Origin of the sequence: Oceanirhabdus sp. W0125-5 (assembly GCF_027938815.1) — a bacterium.
Taxonomy (GTDB): domain Bacteria; phylum Bacillota; class Clostridia; order Clostridiales; family Clostridiaceae; genus Oceanirhabdus.
Genome location: NZ_CP115913.1, coordinates 2,925,097 through 2,946,451 on the forward strand (window position 1 = coordinate 2,925,097; position 21,355 = coordinate 2,946,451).

The following is a 21,355-nucleotide window of genomic DNA, read 5'->3' on the forward strand; positions in this document are numbered from 1 at the left end:
AAGCAAAGACTATTAATTGAAGTCGGCTAAAGTTTGCTTGGAGCCTAATAGAAATATAGCTAAAAAGGGTTATTTATTAAATTAGGCTTAACACACATTGTACTACTTCTGTAGTAGTCTTTGCTTATCCGAATATTCATTTAATATTAGGAGGAGCAAAGATATGGGATATGTTAAAGCTAAAAATATTTTACCTGAAGAGGTAATTAAGATAATTCAGGAATATGTAGATGGAGAATATCTATACATTCCAAGAAAAAATGGAAATGAGAAGTCTTGGGGCGAGAAGAACGGAACAAGACGTAGTTTAAAAGAAAGAAATAAAGAGATATTTAATAAGTACAATAGTGGTTGCGCTGTAAGTGAATTAGCAGAGCAATATTTTCTTTCAGAAAAAAGTATAAGCAGAATTATACGAGAAATGAGGAAACTTTGTGCTTAATAAATATTATAGAAATATAAAAGGATACTTTATTATCAATTGTTGATAGTAAAGTATCCTTTTATATTGTAATGAAATTATATAAGTTTTATTAGGTATAAACATTAAGGATTTTTCTTTATCGGTTTAGATCCTAATTTTGACTCTTTTCCTTGAATTAATCTAGATATATTAGCTTTATGTTTATATATAACAAACAACCCAGCAATAATAGAGTAAATCAAGAAGGATTTTTCAGTATTTAATAATAAAGAAATAATTGGTAACAGAAACGCTGCTGATATAGAGCCAAGAGAAACCATTTTAGATACTTTTACAATTGTAAACAAACAAATTGCCAATATAACTCCTACTAATGGATATAATGCAAATATTGTTCCTCCTGAAGTAGCAACTCCTTTTCCACCCTTAAATTTTAGATAAATTGGATAACAGTGGCCAAATACAGCAGAAATAGAGCATATTATGGCTAAATCTAATCCTAAAACAGATTTAACTATTGTCACTAATATAAATCCCTTAAGAAAATCTCCAATGAAAGCTACGGTTCCTGCTTTCTTTCCTAAGGTTCTAAGAACATTAGTAGCACCTGAATTACCACTTCCGTAATTTCTAATGTCAATTTTACCTAAATACTTAGCAGTCAAAAATGAAAAAGGTATACTACCTACTAAGTATCCAAGAAGAATAATGGGTAATATGTAGATACTCATTAAAAAACTCCCTTCAATAATTTGTATGTATTAAATCGTTTGCTTTTATAACTACATTAACTATTATAAAGAAGGTTATGTGTTGAATCAATAAGAAACTGGGAATGGGTTGATTTTGAGTGAGAAAATATAATAATATATATAAAGAATTAGTAACTTGACTATTATATGGAAACATAGTATAATAATTTTAACTACTAAACAAGGTAATATATACCTTATAAACGAGGGGATGAATTAGTTATGGATATTGTTTCAGTAATATTAAATTTATTCATGTTAGTGTTAGTTTTAATAATGATTTCATCAACAATCGATAGTCATAAGAGAGCAAAAATTAATGGAATGATATTATCGAGTTCAATTTTATAGGTAAGAGAAAAGGAAAATATGCAGTTATAGATGATAAAGGAAAGAAGAAAGAATATACAGTTATTTTTAAGAGAAAGGATTATAAACATATAATTGACTTCGTTAATGGACAAGTATAGCAGAAAGGGGATAAGTATGTTGATTTTTCAGGGGATTTTAGCTTGTATTGTAGTGATTTGTACATCATATCTTTGGTTTTTTATGATGAGAAAGCCAAGATTTGATCAAGATTTTGAAGAAGTAAGGTTTAAAACCAATTTCTTAGGAAATAGGTTTGGAGTTTTTCTAAGATATATTTTTTTTATATTGTTGTTGGTTATAATTGGATTGATAGTAAATTCCATTATAACTAAAGAATATCATCAAATTTTCAGTATAATTAATTTTTCAGCATTATATTTTTTTAATATGTTAACTTGTTGTAGTGAATATATAATTACTACAGAAGGTGTTGGTAAATCTGTATTAGGAAGAAAAATTGTATTCTATCATTGGAAAGATATAATTATATTCAAACCTGTAGGAAAGAAAAAAATTTATTTTGAAGTCATAGATGAAAAGGGAATTAAAAGAGAGTTTAATCAATATTTTATGAAAAGAGATTTTCAAGAGAGAGTTGAATATTTAAATGAACATGTATTAATTGATAGAAAGTAACCAGACTATATGACTTTTAGGGGGAGACATTATGGATACAAATCTAATTATAAGCATTATGATGTTGATTGCTTCAGTGTGTATGATAATAGGAACAATGTTAAGTTATAGTGAAATAAAATTTACAGGTGAAGTTAAATTTAAAGGTTTAAACTTAAAAAAAGAAATAATAGCTCTAGAGATGATATTCTTATTAATTATAATTGTACTTATATTTATAGATAATAGTAATAGAATAATATTTTCCTTATGGCAATTAATTTTATTATCTACTATTGTGACTAACGGAATACAAAAATATTTGGTGAGTACTGAAGGTATAGTATTACCTAATGAGTGTAGGAAATTTGAATTTTTCAAGTGGGAAGATATTTTAGAGTTAAGAAATTATAGAAACAGAAGAATTGAGTTGGTAATAATTAATGATCAAGGAAAGAAAGTTAGGAAAAATGTTATATTAAGAAAAAAAGATTATAATGATATAATTGAATTTATAAATCAAAACATTTAAGTTATATGAATTAAATGGTAAAATTAAGATAGTCATATAGTTAGGAGTGGTTATCATGAAAATTTTAATAACAGGCGGAACAGGATTTTTAGCAACGAGATTCAAGAAGAGGTTTGAAAAAGAATATGAAATACTTGCTCTAGGTAGGAATGAGTTAGATATAACAGATGGAGATAATGTTGAAAAAAAGTTTACAGATTTTAATCCAGATATAGTGATACATACAGCTGCTATTGCTGACACTGGTAAATGTGAGAATAATCCTGAATTATCTTATAAAATTAATGTTCAAGGTAGTATAAATGTTGCAAAAGCATGTAAAAATATTAATGCTAAGTTAGTATATATGAGCAGTGAACAAGTATATAATGGAAATGAAGAGAGTGGTCCATATAGTGAAGAAACCTTACCAGTTCCTAATACAGTTTATGGTAAGCATAAATTGAAAGCAGAGGAAGAGATACAGGCTCTTTTACATGAAGTTTGGATATTAAGACTTACATGGCTCTTTGGAATGCCTGAAAGGAACCTCAAAGTGAATAGTAACATACTATTTAATACAATTAAAAATATCATAAGTGGAAAAGAGTTTACAGAACCTGTGAATGAATTCAGAGGTATGACATATGTTTATGATATAGTAGATAATATTCCTAAATTATTTTCTATTCCATATGGGATTTATAACACTGGAAGCGAGAATAATCTTAGCCGTTACCACGTAGTAGAAAGCATAATTAATGTTTTAGGAAGAGATGATTTGAAGGATAATAAATTTAAAAAAGATTTTGAGAGATTTAAAAATAAGCCTAGAGATCTAAGAATTAGTAATGCTAAGTTTAGAGAACAAGGAATAGAATTCTCAAATACAGAAGAGGGAATAGTAAAAGCTCTTAAAGAATATTCATTAATATGATTAAAGTAATTAAAACTTGAAATATGTACTATTATATGATATTGTTAATAAAAGTGAGATTGAAAAATAATCTCTTGTAAGGATGTGTTTTTATGAATATTAGTATTTTAAATAAAATCGAAAAATTACATCATCATCATCACCATATGTAAGCGTTTACTTTTTCTTGAAAAGTGTAAGCGCTAATTGTGTTGCTTACGCTGTTGTGTGATGATCAATAAGAAATGTCACTGCCGGTGTATAGCACAGGCAGTTTTTATTTTATAGGAAAAGAATTTGAAATTATAAGGAGGATAACAATGAAAGTAAATACGAATCCAGTTAGAGGAACTAGAGATTTTCTTCCAGCAGAAGTGGAATTAAGAGATTATGTTAAAGAGACAATTTTAGGAGTATATAAGAAACACGGTTTTACAAGAATTGAAACACCAGCTCTTGAAAATAGCGATATCTTAATGGGAAGTGAAGGGGGAGAAAACATTAAGCTAATATATAAGATATTAAAAAGAGGAGAAAAGCTCAACCTTACAAAGGAAGATCTTCAAGAGAAGGATTTAGTTGATATGGGATTACGTTACGATTTAACACTTCCATTAAGCAGATTCTATGCTAACAATCAAGCTAAACTTCCAGCACAGTTTAAGAGTGTTCAAATTGGAGAGGTGTATAGAGCAGAAAGACCTCAAAAGGGAAGATTCCGTTCTTTTGTACAATGTGATATTGATATTATTGGAGATGAATCTTACGGAGCAGAGCTAGATCTTATTTCAACAACTGCTGAAGCATTATCAAAACTTTCTTTTAAAGGTTTTAAAATAAGAGTTAATGATAGAAGAGTGCTTAGAGCAATGATAATAGGAGCTGGATTCCCAAGTGAGAATGTTGGAAGCATTTGTATAACTCTAGATAAACTTGACAAGATAGGAATGGACGGGGTTAAGAACGAACTTATTAAGAATGAATACAGCGAAGAAGTAATAACTAAGTTTATCAACTCACTTGAAATCTTATCTAAAGAAGGATTTGATCTTGATGGTCTTAAAGATATTGGTGTTGAGGAAGAAGTTATTGCATCATTAAAAGCTGTTATTACAGTTGTTTCTTCACAAAAGGGTGATTTCTCAATAGTATTTGATCCATCTTTAGTTAGAGGAATGGGTTATTATACTGGAATGATATTTGAGATTGAATATAGTGATTTTGGAGTATCTATAGCAGGTGGTGGAAGATATGACAAGATGATTGGAAGATTCATGAAGAATGATGTTCCTGCTGTTGGATTCTCAATAGGATTTGAAAGAATAATTGCAATACTACAAGAGAAAAACTTTGAAATACCATGTAAAGAAGAAAAAACTGCATTGTTATATGATCTTAAGAATGATGAAGTGGTTAAAGTATTTTCATACGCAGATTCTTTAAGAGAAAAAGGAATGGCTGTATCACTTATTCAGAAGCAGAAGAAATTAGGTAAGCAAATTAGTAGATTAGGTGAAGAAGGATACAAATCATTTGTAGTTTATAGAGAAAATCAAGAAGAGATTGAAATAAAAGATATCTAATAAATAATAAGCAGGTTCTCATTGTGAGAACCTGCTTTACTTTGTGCTAAAGTATGAATGAAGGTATTAATATCAGTAAGATTATAATTATCAGTACACCTATTCCCAAAGGGTTTCCAAAATTCACTGTATAGCCAATTCCGAATCTCTTTTCAACAAATATACTTGGGTCATTTTTATTAACATAAAAGACACCTAACTTCCAGAATTTATCGTCATTTCTGCTTTGAGATGTATTAGGTTTTTCAGAGTTTAAATTTAATCTGCTTCCACCTTGACCTGTAAAGAATGCAATATATATCCCACTACAAACAATAACTATAAAGAAAGAAATTGAAATAACTGCAGTTAGTGTTTTATTGAGATTAAAAATATTTAAACTTATTAGATTAAACAAAGATATTATAAATGTTGAATAAAGAACTATAACAAATAAAAATATTGATACTCTTCTTCTAAAAATTCTATCTTTCTTCATTGAGGTTTCAGGATCCGAGGTATCAATCTGCTGCTTTGACCAGCAAATTGTCATATGTGCAAAAAGAACTAGAATAGTTACAAATAGTTGTATTATTGGTGCAGTCATAACAGATGTAGGTGTTTTAGTAATCCAATTATCAGCTTCTCCATATATATTCCAATGAATGGCTATTGAATTTGGAATTGAATCATAATTAATCCATATTAGAATACTTGAGATAGTGATAATTAATATAGGTATTAAATACCAAAGTGGTGATATGGCAACTTTTTTTCTTTTCGAAGAAACATACTCTGTATCTACGTAAACAAATTGTTTTTTATTAATATTCCACTGATTTTTATTTTTTATATATTGAGTCTTTTTGTGACAAATTAGATATACTCCACATATCATTATCATTACAGCAAACAAAGTAATATACATAGGAATAAATAGTATTTTTAAAAATGAAATTCCTATTAAAATTAAGGTTATTGGTGCAATAATTATCAGGAACAGTTTCTTATATAAGGAATAAACTCCAGCTAATTCTTTATCATCAGCTTTTTCAGCGGGAACCCTAATTCCAAAGAATAACTCTTTACGACTCAAAATTGGCATGAAGTAGAATAAAACTATAATAATGAATGCTACGAATAAAGTAATAAAGGAATTAATATTTTCATAATGATTAGTAGAACTTGCAAGCCTAAAACCAGAAATTTCACCTGATTCAAGGAAATATAAATAATATTCAGTGGGCCCTTTACTTCCCTGAACTTTAATATGAACACAAGGTGCATTAAATTTTATAATGAAATTAGAATCTATAACTCCTAAAAATTCTCCATTTATTATTTTTTTCTTAAGAGTTTTAGCATTCTTTGATAAGAAGAAATCTTTCATTGGTTTAGTTAAAGGAATTTTTAAGGTAAGTTCTTCAAGTTCTCCATTACCGAAATAATTAATAAATTCTTCAGCGGTATTCTCCATATTATTTTTTTGATCTTCAGTATAATTTGAAGGTAATTTCTTTTCTAAGTTTTTCTCTGTATTCTTGATAGTGCTGCAAGATGAGAAAAGCACTGTCAAAGTAATCAATATCAAGGATATAAGATATTTCTTATTTATCTTTTTCATAGTTTAAACCCCCAATAAGCAAATTTATTTTGACGAAAAGTCCTTAAAAATATCTTTGCTAAGTTCAATAAATTCTTCTTCTTTTAAACCTTTACATATTGATGAAGCAATAAGTGTCATTAAATCTTCAGTCATTTCCTCTTTGAAAACTGGATCAGAAGTAGTTCTTACTGGAAGAACTGTGGCTCCTTTTCGTCTGTCAACAACGATATATCCTTCTGATTTAAGAAGATTATAGGATTTATTTACTGTATGCATGTTTATTCCTATATCAGAAGCCAGTTGACGTACAGATGGAAGGATTTCACCAGGCCTTAGAGTACCTCGTGCAATACCATGAATAACTTGATTTTTAATTTGTATATATATAGGGATATCGCTTTCAAAATTAATCTTTAGTAACAAGATATCATCTCCTTAAATACAAGTTATGTTTGTTATATTAATTATATAACAGTGCAATTGAATCTTCAATATATAATTAGATTTCAAGTAAAAGGAAAAAAAAATAAAAATAAGAATATAATAAATTATAAAAGGTTAGGGGGTGAAGTTTTGAGCAGTAGAAAAAAAAGAGATGGATATACATTTGATTTAAAATTTTGGACTAAAAAGTATGAAGGACTTAATGAAGAAATATCTAATTATGAAAAAATAAAAAGAATAAACGATGAAAATTTTAAAAATCAAAAAAAAATATTTGATATTTGTGATTTGGCCCAAAATATGGAATCTGTAACACATGAGAATATAATACAATATTTAAGAATGTTTTATGATTTTGAATATAATCAGTATATAGATAGTGCAAAAAAACATATTACTATTAATGACTATAATTCAATAATTAAGAATATGAATATCAATTGGCATTCTAATATTAGTGGTGATAATTGTCCTATCAACGTAAAGTTTGGGGTAGCAAAAAGTAGATTAAATGTAAGAGCATATCCTACTGAAAGAAATGCATACAAGGATTATAATGATAAACATAACAGATTTGTTGAGTCAGCCTTATATTTTGGAGACGGAGTGATAGTTATACACGAGAGTTTAGATTGTAAATGGTATTTAGTGATATGCAGAGATTATGTGGGATGGGTGAAAAAGGATGGAATCAAGCTTTGCTCGAAAGAAAATTTGATTAAGTATCTTGAAGCAGAGGATATTGTAATTTCATGTGGGGCAAATTCAAATGGGTTATATAATTCTAGAAAAATTGAATTGCCATTAGGAACAGTATTACCAATATACCGAGAAAAAGATCAATATTACGAATGTTATATTCCACAATTAGAAGGAAAATTATCAGAAGAAGAGATTGTGATTGTAAGTAAGAAACAAGAAGTAAATAGGGGCTTTTTGAAATTTAACAAGAAAAATATATTAGAACTTTCATTTAAATTATTAGGAGAATCATACTCATGGGGAGGAGAAAATAAAGGACGAGACTGTTCTGCTTATATTCGAGATGTATACAAGTGTTTTGGAATAGTTTTACCGAGAAATGCAAGTGATCAAAAGTCAATTAAAGGTGCTAATATTTTGGATATATCAAAATTAAGAGAAGATGAAAAAATAGCTGCATTGAATAAATATGCTATTGGGTTTCCAATTTTTTTGCCTGGTCATGTTATGATTTATTTAGGAGATGATGATGATGGAAGTGGATATATTATTCATGACTCAGGAGGATTCTATAAGGAAGGAAGAGAGATAGGTGGTAATAAAATAGTAGTTACCGATTTAGAGATTGAGACCAGTAAAGGAGTTAAGTATCTGGATTCAATAGATACAATTCTCTCTTTTGAATAGTTTGGACTGTGTGGAACAAGGGATACATCTAAAGTATCCCTTGATTTTTTACAAAGATAAGAATCTATAAATCCATTTTTAACCATAGAATCAAGAACTATATCTCTTTTCCAAAGTGCTTTTTCTTTATTAATAATTGGATTTAGTGTGTTGGGAGATTGAGGTATACCAGCAAGAAGGGCACTTTCTTCTAAATTCAAATCCCATATATCTTTATTAAAATATTTTTTACTAGCTGCTTGGACACCATAAGTATTTTCACCAAAGTATATAAAGTTTAAATACATTTCTAAAATTTCTTCTTTTGAGTATGTTAATTCTAATTGTATTGATAGTGCAAGTTCTTTTAATTTTCTTGTATAAGTTCTTTCATTACTTAAAAAAGCATTTTTAGCAAGTTGTTGAGTTATTGTACTTCCACCTTCAACAATTTGACCAGCTTTTGCATTATTTATAAATGCACGACCTATTGCTAGTGGATCAAAACCTATATGTGAATAGAAATTTTTATCTTCAACTGAAATTATAGCTTTTTTTAAGTTTATAGGAAGTTTATCCATTGTTACATAGTCATCTCTATGAGCAATTATATTTCTTTTTAAGTTCTTCACATTGTTCCTGATACATTTTTCTTTTAAACCACAAATATTGAAACAAGTGAAGGAAATAAAAACAAGTAAAAAAATCAATATCTTTCTTCTCATTTAAATCAACTCCAAATTTTGGTTATAATCATTTTAATTCTTTTGCTTTAGATATACGCATAGATTGACAAAAAGTTTCAGCTTTTTGGGATATTTTATTTCTTTTAATAAATTATTCATAAATTAATATAAATTAAATTTTAGTAATTTAATAAAAGATGATAAAATATAAATAATAGAATAGAATGTAATGATAACATTATTTATATTGATATAGAGGTGATAAAGTGAAAAAAATTAAAAAGTATTTAAGATTTGCAGCAATTATAGGGCTGCTAGTTACATTACATATTGGTACAGCATTTGCAAGTGATAATGAAATAATTTGGGACAAGTATTTGAAAAGTTATGTTAAGAATGACAAGGTATGGACAATAAAATTCAATATGACATTAGAAGAGGCAGATTCTATAGAAGATTATGTATATGTTCAAGATTCTAAAGGGGATAGGGCACCAGTTAATGTTCAGTTAAAAAATGATACAGTGGTGGTTAGTCCTACAAAAAGTTATGAAAAAGGTGAAACATACAAGCTAATAATAGAAAAAGAACTTAAATCATCAAATGGAGTTCCCCTAAAACAACGAGTAATAATGCCCTTTAATATTGAAGATAATGAAGCTCTTGTTAAAGGGAAGTTAAAATCAGAATTACTATTGGCTCAAAAAGAGGTTGTAATTAAAGAATATAATATTAATAAGGATGAGATAGTTGAGCTTGTTAATGGCATTATTAATAATACTCCTGAAATATTCTATTATGGTGGATTTAGTTACAATTACGAGACATCTCAAGGAATTGTTGATAGTATAATATTCAATTATACATATACCTCACAAGAAATTGAAGATATGAAGATTGAACTTAACACTAAGATTGATTGGATTTTAAACAATGTAGTAAATGATTCTATGAATGATTATGAAAAAGAATTAGCAATTCATGATTATATAATAAACAATGCAGTTTATGACATAGAAAACTTAAATAATAATACATTAAAAGATAGTGCATATTCTATGTATGGAATTTTAATAGAAGGAAAAGCAGTTTGTACAGGTTATGCAAAAACAATGCAGTATTTCCTTGATAAGTTCAATATAGAGAATCAATTGATTTTTGGAAATGCAAATGGTGAAAGTCATGTATGGAATTTAGTAAAATTGAATGGGGCATATTATCATTTAGATGCAACATTTGATGATCCAATATCAAAAGAAGAGAATATTTTAAGAAGAAACTATTTTAATATCTCTGATGAACTTATAAAGAAAAGTCATGTATGGAATGAAGAGGACTATATCAAAGCTATTTCTATGGAGCAAAACTATTTTGTAAAAAATGAATCATATGCAAAAGATGAAGCAGAATTAATCTCATTAATAAAAAAGAAAATCAAGAATAATGAAAAAGACATAAATATCTTGGTTAAGGATATGATTGTAGATATACCTTCTATAGTAAGAAAGTCTGGTTATAAAGGCGCATTTTCATATAGTTTTGATGATGCAATAGGAGTAGTATCTGTTAATCTAAAATAAAGTAAGAACATGGTGGACAGTGTACAGCTGTCCACTTTTTTTTAGTGCAGGCAGTGGGGGCTCTTTTTATTGAGATAGTGTGTTATGGATAAGTTGGTTATTTCATGGTAATATAAAAGATAGACTAGAGATAGATTAAGAATTGAAATAGCTATTCTATATAATTGAAATAATGTGATAGTTTAGATAGATGAGTTATTAAATTTCAATAGTATAGTTAATCATATATAGTCAACAATGAAAGGAGACTAGAATAGTATGAGTAAGTCATTAGTTCTTGCAGAAAAGCCTTCAGTTGGAAGAGAGATTGCAAGAGTTTTAAATTGTAAGAAAAAAGGAAATGGATATTTTGAAGGTGATAAATATATAGTTACTTGGGCTTTAGGACATTTAGTTACTTTAGCTGATCCAGAGGCATATGGAAATCAATATAAGCAGTGGAGTTTGGATACACTTCCTATGCTGCCAAATAGAATGAAATTAAATGTTATAGGAAAGACTGGTAAGCAGTTCACAGCAGTTAAGAAAGTGATGACCAGACCAGATATTAGTGAACTTGTTATTGCTACAGACGCTGGGAGAGAAGGGGAACTTGTAGCACGTCTTATAATAGATAAAGTAGGTTTTAGAAAACCAATAAAACGTCTTTGGATTTCATCGCAGACAGATAAGGCAATAAAGGATGGATTTAAGAATTTAAAACCAGGAAAAAATTATGAGAATTTATATAGAGCAGCAATGTGTAGAGCAGAGGCTGACTGGATTGTTGGACTTAACGTAACGCGTGCTCTAACATGTAAATATAATGCACAATTATCAGCAGGAAGAGTTCAAACGCCTACTGTGGCAATGATAGTTCAGAGAGAAGAAGACATCAATAACTTTAAACCAAAAGATTATTATGGAGTATCAGGGAAAGTAAATGGATTCTCTTTAAACTGGATAAATAAAAAAGGTCAATTGACTACTTTTAATGAAGAAGAAGCAAAGAAAGTTATGATAAAGGTTAAAGGGCAGAGTGGAAAGATAATTGAAGTAACTAAAACAGATAAGAAAAACTATGCACCCGCTTTATACGACTTAACTGAACTTCAGAGAGATGCAAACAAGAGATATGGATACTCAGCTAAACAGACTCTTTCAATTATGCAAAGATTATATGAGCAGCATAAAGTACTTACTTACCCAAGAACGGACTCAAGATATATAACTACTGATATAGTTGAAACACTTCCACAGAGACTAAAGGCTGCATCAATTGGTTCATATGGAAGATTTGCAACACAGATATTAAATGGTAAGATAAGAGCTCATAAGGGGTTTGTGGATAATAGCAGAGTATCAGATCACCATGCAATAATTCCTACTGAGCAGAAGGTTAGCATTGGAAGTCTTAGCAGTGAAGAACTTAAAATTTACGAGCTTGTTGTTAAGAGATTCTTCAGTGTAATGTTACCAGCATTTGAATATGTTCAAACTACAGTAAAAGCTGAGGTTAATGGTGAGCATTTCATAGCTAAAGGGAAAATAGTTAAATCAAAAGGATGGAAGGCTGTTTATGACAGAGATACAGACTTTGATAATGAAGAAGATGATAGAAAGCAAGATTCGGTTAAAGACCAAATGCTACCAGAGATTAATAAAGGAGATGTGATTAAGTTCACATCAGTTGATATTAACAGTGGAAAGACTAAGCCACCAGCAAGATTCAATGAAGCCACATTGTTATCAGCTATGGAGAATCCACATAAATATATACATGTAAACAAAGAACATGCTAAAACCCTTGGGGAGACAGGTGGACTTGGAACAGTTGCTACAAGAGCGGATATTATAGAAAAACTATTTAATTCCTTCGTTATAGAGAAAAAGGGTAAAGAGATATTCCCTACTTCAAAAGGGAAGCAGCTTATTGATTTAGTTCCAGCTGACTTAAAATCACCATTACTTACTGCAAAGTGGGAGAATGAATTAGGCTTGATAAGTAAAGGAAAGATAAATAATAAGAAATTCATTGATAACATGAGAAATTATGCAACAAAGCTTGTTAACGATGTTAAGAGTGGTACAGCAAAGTATACTCATGATAACATGACAAGAGCTAAATGCCCTGAGTGTGGAAAGTACTTACTTGAGGTTAATGGTAAAAGAGGTAAGATGCTAGTATGTCAGGATAGAGAGTGTGGATATAGAAAAGGATTATCTAAAGTTACTAATGCTAGATGTCCAGAATGTCATAAGAAGCTTGAGTTAAGAGGAAAAGGTGAAGGGCAGATATTCGTATGTCCTAACTGCAGCTATAGAGAGAAGCTTTCAGTTTTCCAAAAGAGAAAGAGTGAGAATAATAGTAAAGTAACAAAAAGAGATGTTAATAAATATCTGAAGAAGCAAAAACAAGAGGCGGAAGAACCAATAAACTCAGCATTTGCAGATGCATTGGCAAAACTTAAGTTAGATAAATAGATAAATAGTATAATCAAGTACTTACTTGATTGTACTATTTTTTTTGAAAAAAAAGTATGCGGACCTGGTACGCAGGAAAAAAATGTATTGGGGTCAGACGCTATGGATAGAAATGTTGACAATAGAATATGTTGGAAGTAAAATATAAAAATGTATAATAAATTTATTAAATTGAATCTTTAGGATGGTATAAGTAGAGTGAACAAAAAGACAATTCTTAAAAAATTCTTATTAGGAATAATAAATAGCTTTATAATAATAATTCTTAATGAAATTTTTAATAATGATATAAATAATATTCTTAATGACTGTCATAGGTTTTACTTTCCAGTTACTTTTGGAGTTTTCTTGAGTATTACTATTGTTGTGAAAAATAATATTCGTGAATTACTTAAAAACATAATGTTGTATTCAATTCCATATTATTTTACTTTTATTTTGATTTTATTGGTTAATGGTGTATCATTTAAGATTACTATACTAATTACTATAGGACAAGCATTAGTGGCGTATATCATGTCAATGGAGTTATCTATGCATAATTTTGCAAATAAAAGTGAAAAATCAGCACATAGATCACTATATTTCATAGTTTTAGTTATAAGTATTATTTTCTGTGTGGCAAAGGAAATAAATGAAGGTATAACAATTCTTATAGTTTTATTTTCCTTAGCAACATATTCTACTATAAGTTTTAAAATATATAATTCATATATTAATAAAGGAGGAGAAGGGTTTGAAGAATAAATTTTTGAATTCCAATGAAGAATACGAATTAATCACATTAAGAGAAAGTCATCTTCAACCTCTATTTAGTTGGAATCTTGAAGAAAAAGACTTTGAAAAATATACTTGTCGTCCTTTGAGAATACCCCAGTCATTCGAGGAATACACAAATAAAACATTAAAGGCAATATCTGAAGAGAATCAAAAAATATACATACTAATCAAAAATAAAGAGTATAATAACCCCTTAGGAAAAATTGCATTATTTGATTTTAATCCAAGGAATCATAGTGCTGAATTTGGATATTATATACCTAGTTCCAATAGGGGTCAAGGATTAGGTGTTATTATGTTGTCACTGTTTATACAAGAAATTTTTACAGACGATAAATTAAATCTAAATAAGATATATGCAACAACATCTTCAAATAATATCCCATCTATAAAAATTTTAGAGAAGTTTAGTTTTACATTGGATGGAAGGCTAAGAGAACATTATTGGATTAAAGAAGAAAAATATGATCAACTTAACTATTCCATACTTAAACGTGAATGGAAGGAATAATACTTTGTCTAGTAGAGTTATGTAGAAGAGTATCTGATTTTATCACAATAAAAAATTACTTTATTAGGGAGGCTTTAAAGATGAAAATTAGAAGTTCAGTAAAGGCATTAATAATAAGAGACAAGAAATTACTAACTATTAAGAAAGAAGATGAAAAAGGATATATGTATATCTTGCCGGGTGGCGGTCAAGAGTTTGGAGAAACTTTAATAGATGCAGTTAGGCGTGAAGTAAGAGAAGAAGTTGGAGCAAGTATTTCTAATGAAAATATAGTTTTTGTTAGAGAGTATATTGGGGCGAATCATGAAAATGCGTTAACAGATAAGGATATACATGTTGTAGAACATATATTTTCATGTGAACTTGAGAAAGAAAATATTTATGAGCTAGAACCAGATGAAGATCAAGTGGGAATAGAATGGATTGATATTAATGAGTTGGATACAGTTAGATTTTTTCCAAAGGATTTAGTAGAAAAAATTAGAACTTTGGATTATACAGTTAAAAATGAATTTTATGTTGGTGATTTGAATTAATACAGTAAATGAGAAATTGATGTAATTTTTGAGGTGAATTATGAAGAATAAAAGTACAAATTTAAGTAGATTTTTAAGTATGATTTTACGGCATAAGCCACAAGTGATAGGTATAAAGCTGGACAGAAACGGATGGTGTTCAGTAGAAGAACTATTAGATAAGATGAATGCTTTTGGTAAGAAAATTACAATAGAAGATTTAAATAAAATAGTTAAAACTGACAATAAACAGAGATACTCTTTTAGTGAAGATAAGAAAAGGATTAGAGCAAATCAGGGACATTCCATATATGTTGAACTAGGTTTAAAAGAATCAGTGCCACCGGTCATTCTATTTCATGGTACTGTAGATAGGTTTTTAGATAATATAAAAGATAAAGGATTATTAAAAATGTCCAGGCAACATGTTCATCTAAGTGGTGATATTAAAACTGCTGAGAAGGTAGGTAATAGAAGGGGAACAGCTATCATTCTCAAAATAGAAGCAGGAAAGATGCATAGGGACGGGTTCAAGTTTTATTTATCAGAGAATGGGGTTTGGCTAACGGATTATGTTCCTAGTGAGTATATAATTGTAGAATGGTAAGATTATGAAGAAGAATTGGGGAGTCGTAACATGTCAAATTTAAGCAGATCAGCTAAACACGTACCTGCAGCTGGTGTTATTATAGTAGATGAAAAGAATAGGGTACTACTGCAACGAAGAACTGATAATAATAAATGGAGTATTCCAGGAGGTTGCATGGAATTAGGCGAAACTACAGAGGAAACTGCAAAAAGAGAAGTGTTTGAAGAAACTAATTTAGTTGTTGAGGGGCTTAGCCTATTTAATGTTTATTCTGGAGAAGAACAACATTGGATTTATCCTGATAGAAATGAAGTATATTTTATTAATATTGTCTATATAACAAATAGATTTAACGGTACTATGAAAGTAGATGGAGTTGAAAGTAAGGAATTGAAGTTCTTTGAAATAGATAAATTCCCACAGGAAATTACGCCATCCAATAAGCCTATTTTACGTGATGTAAAAAATAGATTGGTACATATTTTTGAGACTAAAGATAAAAAATAAATGTTTAGAATAGGCAGTGTTAGATTATATTGTTTATATGAGTATGTAAAGGTAGAATTGCTCACATAGACCTTGAATTGGAACCCAAAAGAATAGCAAGAGGAATTATAAAAATGGTTATAATTATATGTAAAAAATATACAAACTAACGATTAAATGATATATTTGGAACCATATATATGACGTCTAATAAATGGGTAGGGGGAATGTTTATGAAACAAAAAAACAGAATAATTCTATTATTGATTTATGACTTGATAATTGCTTTAAGTGCTATCAGAAAAGGAATAAGGATGATAAGGGCAGAAGGAATATTTATGGAATATCCAAAAGAATGGTTAACTAAAGTTCCTTTCCAAAGCTGGTTTGTACCCGGAGTAATAGGAATTTTAATATTTGGAGTAGGAAATATTATTGCAGCTGCATTCTGTTTAAGAAAAGAAGGAAAACAATCGTGGATTATTTCTGGTTTAATGGGAGGAATATTTTTCATAAGCCTGGTTGCTCAGATAATAATCTTAGATGAAGTTTATTTAGCAACGGCACAGTTTTTTATTATAAGCATCATTCAATTATGTTTAAGCGGATATGTATTTTTAGGGGATAGAAAAAGAAAAAGCATTAAGTTGGATAAATAGTTTATTAAATATATTAGATAAAAATGGATTTAATTTACAATAATACTCGTTCAGTGTATCAAGTATGGAAAACTTATTATAAATAAATATTTATAAAATACGAATAAAGGGAACCGAGTAAGGTTCCTTTTTAAATATTATAGTATTAACATTATTTTTAAATATAATCCTAAATAAAAAGATTTTACAATTATATTCATAAAATAGTAAAAACATGGTATAATACAACTCTATCTTAAAAAGAAAAGATAATAAAGAAAGATTACTGAAAAAATAGAAAAGGGGGAACTTCATGATAAAAAGCTTAACCTACACTTCTAAACTATTCTATTCAGAGGACAAAAGGAACGTCATTTTATATTACATCACAGTTATTTTAACAGTACCTTTATTTTTAGGTGAATTAATTTTAACTAGGGAAGTTATCGATACAATTCAGAATGCAACTTCAACATTTTCTTATAAGGAAACCTTATATCTTATTATATTCTTGGTAGTGGTAATATACATAAATACCTTGAATGCATCCATAAAAGCTTTAACATCAACAAGCCTTATAGAAATAGGTTTATATAAAAAAGAAAAACTAATATTAGAAAAATCTTCTAAGCTATCACTTACATATCTTGAATGGCCAAAAATAAAAGCACTTAGAGAAAGAGCAAAAGGGCTGCCTTTATTTGAGCTCTTTGAACAATGGATGAATTCCATTATTGATTTTATTACAATAGGTGCTCTTCTTATAATATTGATCCATTATGAATGTTCATTAGTATCATTAATCGTTTTAACAGGTCTTTTACTACAACTTTTAATAAATAAAAAAATAGTCAAAAATAAAGAGATTATCTATAAAAAACAATCTTCATCTAGATTAATACTCGATTATTTGTTTAATCTTTTAGTTCAAAGAGAGACAATTCAAGAAATTAAAACTTATAACATGTGCCCATACTTGAAAAAGAAATGGAAGAGAATCTTTAAGATGAACTTCAAAGAATTACAGAAAAAAGTCATCGCAGGTGAATTGATTAGTATTCTTCAAAATATTGTAATAGCCATTATGAATGGAGTATGTATAATAATTTTGGTAATAATCAGTTCGAAAAGTGGAAATGGAGCAGGGGTATTTGTAATGCTACTTAAGGTGGTATCTCAATTATTTATATTATTACCTAGATTTTCAGCAAGCTACTCTTCTCTGAAGTCCAGCAGCCTAAGATTTAAAGAGTTTAATGAATTTTTAAATCTTCAAGAGGAAATTAGGGAACAGGGTACATTACCAGAGTGTGAGAAAGGAATGAAAGTAGTTATTAAAGAGCTATCTTTCAAGTATAAAGATAGTAAAAAAGACAATCTTAGAGGAATAGATATGGTGATAAACCCTGGTGAGAAGGTTGCACTTGTTGGGGAAAATGGCTCTGGAAAGTCTACACTGGTTAAAATTATATTAGGATTATATACACCTAAAAATGGATATATTGACTGGTCAATTAGAGGAGAGTCAATAAAAGAAAAAGAAGTAGTGAATGGATCAAGAGTGGTATTTCAAGATTATACAAGATTATTAAGGCCAATCAGAGAAAATATTGCTATTGGGGATATAAAACACCTCAATGATGATAATAAACTTAATAAAGCAATCAATAAGGCTGAGTGTAATGAGTATGTTAAAAGTTTAGATGAACAAATCGGTCCAGAATTTGGAGGTAGAGACTTCTCGGGTGGACAATGGCAAAGGTTGGCTATATCAAGAGCGTATCTCAATGAAAAACAGCTAACAATATTTGATGAACCAACAGCCTCCTTAGATCCTAAAGCTGAATTAAAGGCATTTGAAGCATTTGTGAATCTTAGTGATAATAAAACCTCCATAATAGTAACACATAGACTTTATATGGCAAAAGCTGTAGATAGAATATTTGTACTAGAAGATGGACAAATTGTTGAGAGTGGAACTCATTCAGAATTAATGAAACTTCAGGGGAAATACGAAAAGATGTACATTTCACAATCAGACTTACATGGATAAGAAGGGAACTTTTATGATTAATAAAAAGAATAATATATATAACATAATGTTGATCATTTTCAAGATATTCAAGAGGATGCCATTACTTACTTTTTTAACATTTGTTATTCCCTTTATCGGAGGAATGATTACATTTTTTACATACACAACTCAGGTTGAAATAATAAATATTATAGTAAGTAATGTTGGAGAGGAAAGTTGGAGAGGAATACTTTCAAAGGCAGCTCATCCATTAATAATTTTCACATCTATATATGCAGTACAGGCTATATCAAAGGCATTAACGAACATATTCAAAAACGTAATGAACTCAAAAGTTACATTGTTTTTTAAAAGTGAAATTGTTGATATAATGAACAAGGTTAGTTATGAAAAATTTGATGAGAAAGAATTCTGTGATAAGCTGGAGAGAGCTAAAAGTGTTGTTGGAGAACACCTTGTGGGTATAATGCAAAATTTGGTATTAAGTATAAGTATATCATCATCACTTTTGAGTATCATTTGGTTAGCTGCTACTAGCGGATATTTCATAATAGTGATAGTTGTGGTTGTAATGATGGCTCTCAGTTTATGGTTAAAACTTTCAACTGAGATGAAAGTACGAAAAGTGGGGAGAGAGCTTACCTTTGATGGAAGAATGGGAGATTACCTTTCAAATAAACTTGAAGAATCAAATACTATTAGAGAGATGAAGATATATAATGCTTCAAATTATTTCATAGAACTATGGGGTGGTATAATAACGAAACAACATAGGAAGAGATATGATGCTAGGCGTGATGAAATTAAGATTGGAATGATAGTAACTTTAATACAGACTATAGCAATATTTCTTGTATTATTAATGTTGCTTAATAGAATTAATAGTTTTTCAAAGGTTACAATTGGTACAATTTCAGTTTTGTTTATGGCAATGCTATCTAGTGGATATAAGATAATGAGCTTGACTTGGCCCCTAAGCAAACTATATATAAGCAGTACAAAATTATATGATTTAAATGAGATATTAAAGATGAAAGAAAGCTTTAGGGAAGAAAACAAAATTGAAGATAAGAAAAAGGAAAGGTTATTACCAATTGAATTAAATAGTGTGAGTTTTAAATATTTAAGCAGCAATAAAAAAATAATAAATGATTTAAATCTAAAAATAAACAAAGGAGAGAAAATTGCCATAGTGGGTGAAAATGGTGCAGGTAAGTCAACGTTGGTGAAGTTGATACTGGGGCAATATAAACCTTCAGAAGGTGAAGTTTTATGGAATGGAATCAATAAAATATCTAGTAATCCAGCAGTAGTATTTCAGAATTTTATAAAATTTCAACTTACATTAAGAGAAAATATTGCTTTAGGAAATATTGAAGAATATCACAATGATGAAAAAATAATTGAAACTTTAAAAAAATGTGATTTATATGATTTATACAAGGAACTAGGAAGTCTGGATGTTACTTTAGGAAGAATAAAAGATGGAGGAAGACAATTATCCGGTGGGCAATGGCAAAAGCTTGCCATTGCAAGAGCAGTATTCAATGATGCAGACTTACTTGTGTTTGATGAACCAACATCAGCTATAGATCCAAATGCTGAATTAGAAATATTCAATAGACTTATGAAAATTTGTAAGGACAAGACAGCTGTGTTTATTTCTCATAGATTTGGATGGGCTAAGAATGCTGATAAAATAATTGTGATGGATAAGGGGAAAATTATCGAGATGGGATCTCATGAGGAATTAATAGAGTTAAAAGGAACATATAATAATATGTACAAGCTACAGTCATCATGGTATATATAGAAAGAACAAAGGTAATCTTATTTTAAAATAAAAATGCATGATAAATTATATTATGTATGGTAAAATTAGTATAAAGAATAATCTGAAGTTTATTTACAATCACTATATTAAGTGATATAATATAACTTATAAAAGAGTAGAGGTGATGAGATGGGGAGAAAAAAGGAAAGTCCATTGTTAGTCATTATAATAGGTATAATTTTAGTTGGAATTACTTTTATATATTCTTTGGGACTTGTTACAGGTTTGATTACTCTAACTAATTTTACTTTAGGATTATTAATTGTACTTGCTATAATGTTATTAGTTGTTGGTGCAATTATATATACTGTTATTGAAAGATTAAAAGAATTAAGGGAGGAGAATGAAGATGATTTTAGTAAATACTGATTACATTACAGGTAAAGAATTTGAAATGCTAGGTGTTGCAAAAGGATCTACAATTAGATCAAAACATATTGGGAAAGATATTTTAAGTGGATTTAAAACTATGGTAGGTGGAGAATTAACTGCGTATACTGAAATGATTGATGAAGCTAGAGCTATTGCTACAAAGAGAATGGTAGAGCAAGCTGAACAAATGGGGGCAGACGCTGTAGTAAACATTAGATATGCAACTAGTGCTGTAATGCAAGGTGCTGCAGAGGTAATGGCATACGGAACAGCTGTTAAGTTTAAATAAGTAATAG

General features: G+C 29.0%; 23 protein-coding genes. 19 read left to right on the forward strand and 4 right to left on the reverse strand.

Annotated features, from left to right (window positions below):
- Nucleotides 1-163: 163 nt before the first annotated feature.
- A complete protein-coding gene (locus OW730_RS13460) occupies nt 164-442 on the forward strand; it encodes a CD3324 family protein (protein WP_271224572.1) in 279 nt (92 codons plus the stop codon).
- Between the two features lie 104 nt (nt 443-546).
- Here OW730_RS13460 and plsY read toward each other — a convergent pair whose 3' ends face one another.
- Nucleotides 547-1,155: a glycerol-3-phosphate 1-O-acyltransferase PlsY gene (plsY, locus tag OW730_RS13465; RefSeq protein ID WP_271224573.1), complete on the reverse strand. Its 609-nt coding sequence runs from the start codon at nt 1,153-1,155 to the stop codon at nt 547-549.
- A gap of 243 nt (nt 1,156-1,398) precedes the next feature.
- Here plsY and OW730_RS13470 point away from each other — a divergent pair, with 243 nt between their 5' ends.
- The 5 genes from OW730_RS13470 (at nt 1,399) to hisS (ending at nt 5,173) form a co-directional block, all read left to right on the forward strand.
- Nucleotides 1,399-1,527, forward strand: coding sequence for a hypothetical protein (locus OW730_RS13470; RefSeq protein WP_271224574.1), 129 nt, complete (start codon nt 1,399-1,401; stop codon nt 1,525-1,527).
- Between the two features lie 105 nt (nt 1,528-1,632).
- Entirely contained in the window at nt 1,633-2,184 is a 552-nt protein-coding gene (locus OW730_RS13475; protein WP_271224575.1) for a hypothetical protein, read from the forward strand.
- A gap of 31 nt (nt 2,185-2,215) precedes the next feature.
- The gene (locus OW730_RS13480; RefSeq protein WP_271224576.1) at nt 2,216-2,695 is read left to right on the forward strand and encodes a hypothetical protein; all 480 of its coding nucleotides are present in this window, start codon (nt 2,216-2,218) and stop codon (nt 2,693-2,695) included.
- Nucleotides 2,696-2,750: 55 nt separating this feature from the next.
- Nucleotides 2,751-3,611, forward strand: coding sequence for an SDR family oxidoreductase (locus OW730_RS13485; protein ID WP_271224577.1), 861 nt, complete (start codon nt 2,751-2,753; stop codon nt 3,609-3,611).
- Nucleotides 3,612-3,910: 299 nt separating this feature from the next.
- Nucleotides 3,911-5,173 carry a histidine--tRNA ligase gene (hisS, locus tag OW730_RS13490; protein ID WP_271224578.1) on the forward strand — a complete coding sequence of 421 codons (1,263 nt, stop codon included), beginning with the start codon at nt 3,911-3,913 and terminating at the stop codon, nt 5,171-5,173.
- Between the two features lie 46 nt (nt 5,174-5,219).
- On the opposite strand, the gene OW730_RS13495 is transcribed toward hisS, so the two are convergent.
- Nucleotides 5,220-6,776, reverse strand: a complete 1,557-nt coding sequence (locus tag OW730_RS13495) for a DUF1648 domain-containing protein (RefSeq protein WP_271224579.1) — start codon at nt 6,774-6,776, stop codon at nt 5,220-5,222.
- Between the two features lie 24 nt (nt 6,777-6,800).
- The gene (locus OW730_RS13500; protein WP_271224580.1) at nt 6,801-7,181 is read right to left on the reverse strand and encodes a GntR family transcriptional regulator; all 381 of its coding nucleotides are present in this window, start codon (nt 7,179-7,181) and stop codon (nt 6,801-6,803) included.
- Between the two features lie 150 nt (nt 7,182-7,331).
- Between OW730_RS13500 and OW730_RS13505 the strand changes: the two genes are divergently transcribed.
- Nucleotides 7,332-8,591 carry an NlpC/P60 family protein gene (locus OW730_RS13505; RefSeq protein ID WP_271224581.1) on the forward strand — a complete coding sequence of 420 codons (1,260 nt, stop codon included), beginning with the start codon at nt 7,332-7,334 and terminating at the stop codon, nt 8,589-8,591.
- Here OW730_RS13505 and OW730_RS13510 read toward each other — a convergent pair.
- Complete coding sequence (locus OW730_RS13510) at nt 8,474-9,295, reverse strand: transglycosylase domain-containing protein (RefSeq protein WP_271224582.1); 822 nt, start codon at nt 9,293-9,295, stop codon at nt 8,474-8,476. The two genes, OW730_RS13505 and OW730_RS13510, sit on opposite strands and share 118 nt — an antisense overlap.
- A 227-nt stretch (nt 9,296-9,522) precedes the next feature.
- Between OW730_RS13510 and OW730_RS13515 the strand changes: the two genes are divergently transcribed.
- The 12 genes from OW730_RS13515 (at nt 9,523) to OW730_RS13570 (ending at nt 21,348) form a co-directional block, all read left to right on the forward strand.
- Nucleotides 9,523-10,836: a transglutaminase domain-containing protein gene (locus OW730_RS13515; RefSeq protein WP_271224583.1), complete on the forward strand. Its 1,314-nt coding sequence runs from the start codon at nt 9,523-9,525 to the stop codon at nt 10,834-10,836.
- A gap of 258 nt (nt 10,837-11,094) precedes the next feature.
- A complete protein-coding gene (locus tag OW730_RS13520) occupies nt 11,095-13,299 on the forward strand; it encodes a DNA topoisomerase III (protein ID WP_271224584.1) in 2,205 nt (734 codons plus the stop codon).
- 198 nt (nt 13,300-13,497) lie between these two features.
- Nucleotides 13,498-14,046 carry a hypothetical protein gene (locus OW730_RS13525; RefSeq protein WP_271224585.1) on the forward strand — a complete coding sequence of 183 codons (549 nt, stop codon included), beginning with the start codon at nt 13,498-13,500 and terminating at the stop codon, nt 14,044-14,046.
- Nucleotides 14,036-14,590: a GNAT family N-acetyltransferase gene (locus tag OW730_RS13530; RefSeq protein WP_271224586.1), complete on the forward strand. Its 555-nt coding sequence runs from the start codon at nt 14,036-14,038 to the stop codon at nt 14,588-14,590. The genes OW730_RS13525 and OW730_RS13530 overlap by 11 nt, the downstream gene beginning before the upstream one ends.
- 80 nt (nt 14,591-14,670) lie before the next feature.
- Nucleotides 14,671-15,126, forward strand: a complete 456-nt coding sequence (locus OW730_RS13535) for an NUDIX domain-containing protein (protein ID WP_271224587.1) — start codon at nt 14,671-14,673, stop codon at nt 15,124-15,126.
- Between the two features lie 40 nt (nt 15,127-15,166).
- A complete protein-coding gene (locus OW730_RS13540) occupies nt 15,167-15,712 on the forward strand; it encodes an RNA 2'-phosphotransferase (protein WP_271224588.1) in 546 nt (181 codons plus the stop codon).
- Nucleotides 15,713-15,742: 30 nt separating this feature from the next.
- Nucleotides 15,743-16,201: an NUDIX hydrolase gene (locus tag OW730_RS13545; RefSeq protein ID WP_271224589.1), complete on the forward strand. Its 459-nt coding sequence runs from the start codon at nt 15,743-15,745 to the stop codon at nt 16,199-16,201.
- A gap of 212 nt (nt 16,202-16,413) precedes the next feature.
- On the forward strand, nt 16,414-16,839 hold the full coding sequence (locus OW730_RS13550) for a hypothetical protein (RefSeq protein WP_271224590.1): 426 nt from the start codon (nt 16,414-16,416) through the stop codon (nt 16,837-16,839).
- Nucleotides 16,840-17,131: 292 nt separating this feature from the next.
- Nucleotides 17,132-18,871, forward strand: coding sequence for an ATP-binding cassette domain-containing protein (locus OW730_RS13555; protein ID WP_271224591.1), 1,740 nt, complete (start codon nt 17,132-17,134; stop codon nt 18,869-18,871).
- Between the two features lie 13 nt (nt 18,872-18,884).
- Complete coding sequence (locus OW730_RS13560) at nt 18,885-20,666, forward strand: ABC transporter ATP-binding protein (RefSeq protein WP_271224592.1); 1,782 nt, start codon at nt 18,885-18,887, stop codon at nt 20,664-20,666.
- Nucleotides 20,667-20,816: 150 nt separating this feature from the next.
- Nucleotides 20,817-21,056 carry a hypothetical protein gene (locus tag OW730_RS13565; RefSeq protein WP_271224593.1) on the forward strand — a complete coding sequence of 80 codons (240 nt, stop codon included), beginning with the start codon at nt 20,817-20,819 and terminating at the stop codon, nt 21,054-21,056.
- A complete protein-coding gene (locus tag OW730_RS13570) occupies nt 21,037-21,348 on the forward strand; it encodes a YbjQ family protein (RefSeq protein WP_271224594.1) in 312 nt (103 codons plus the stop codon). Before OW730_RS13565 ends, OW730_RS13570 begins: the two co-directional genes overlap by 20 nt.
- The last annotated feature ends 7 nt before the right edge of the window (nt 21,349-21,355 follow it).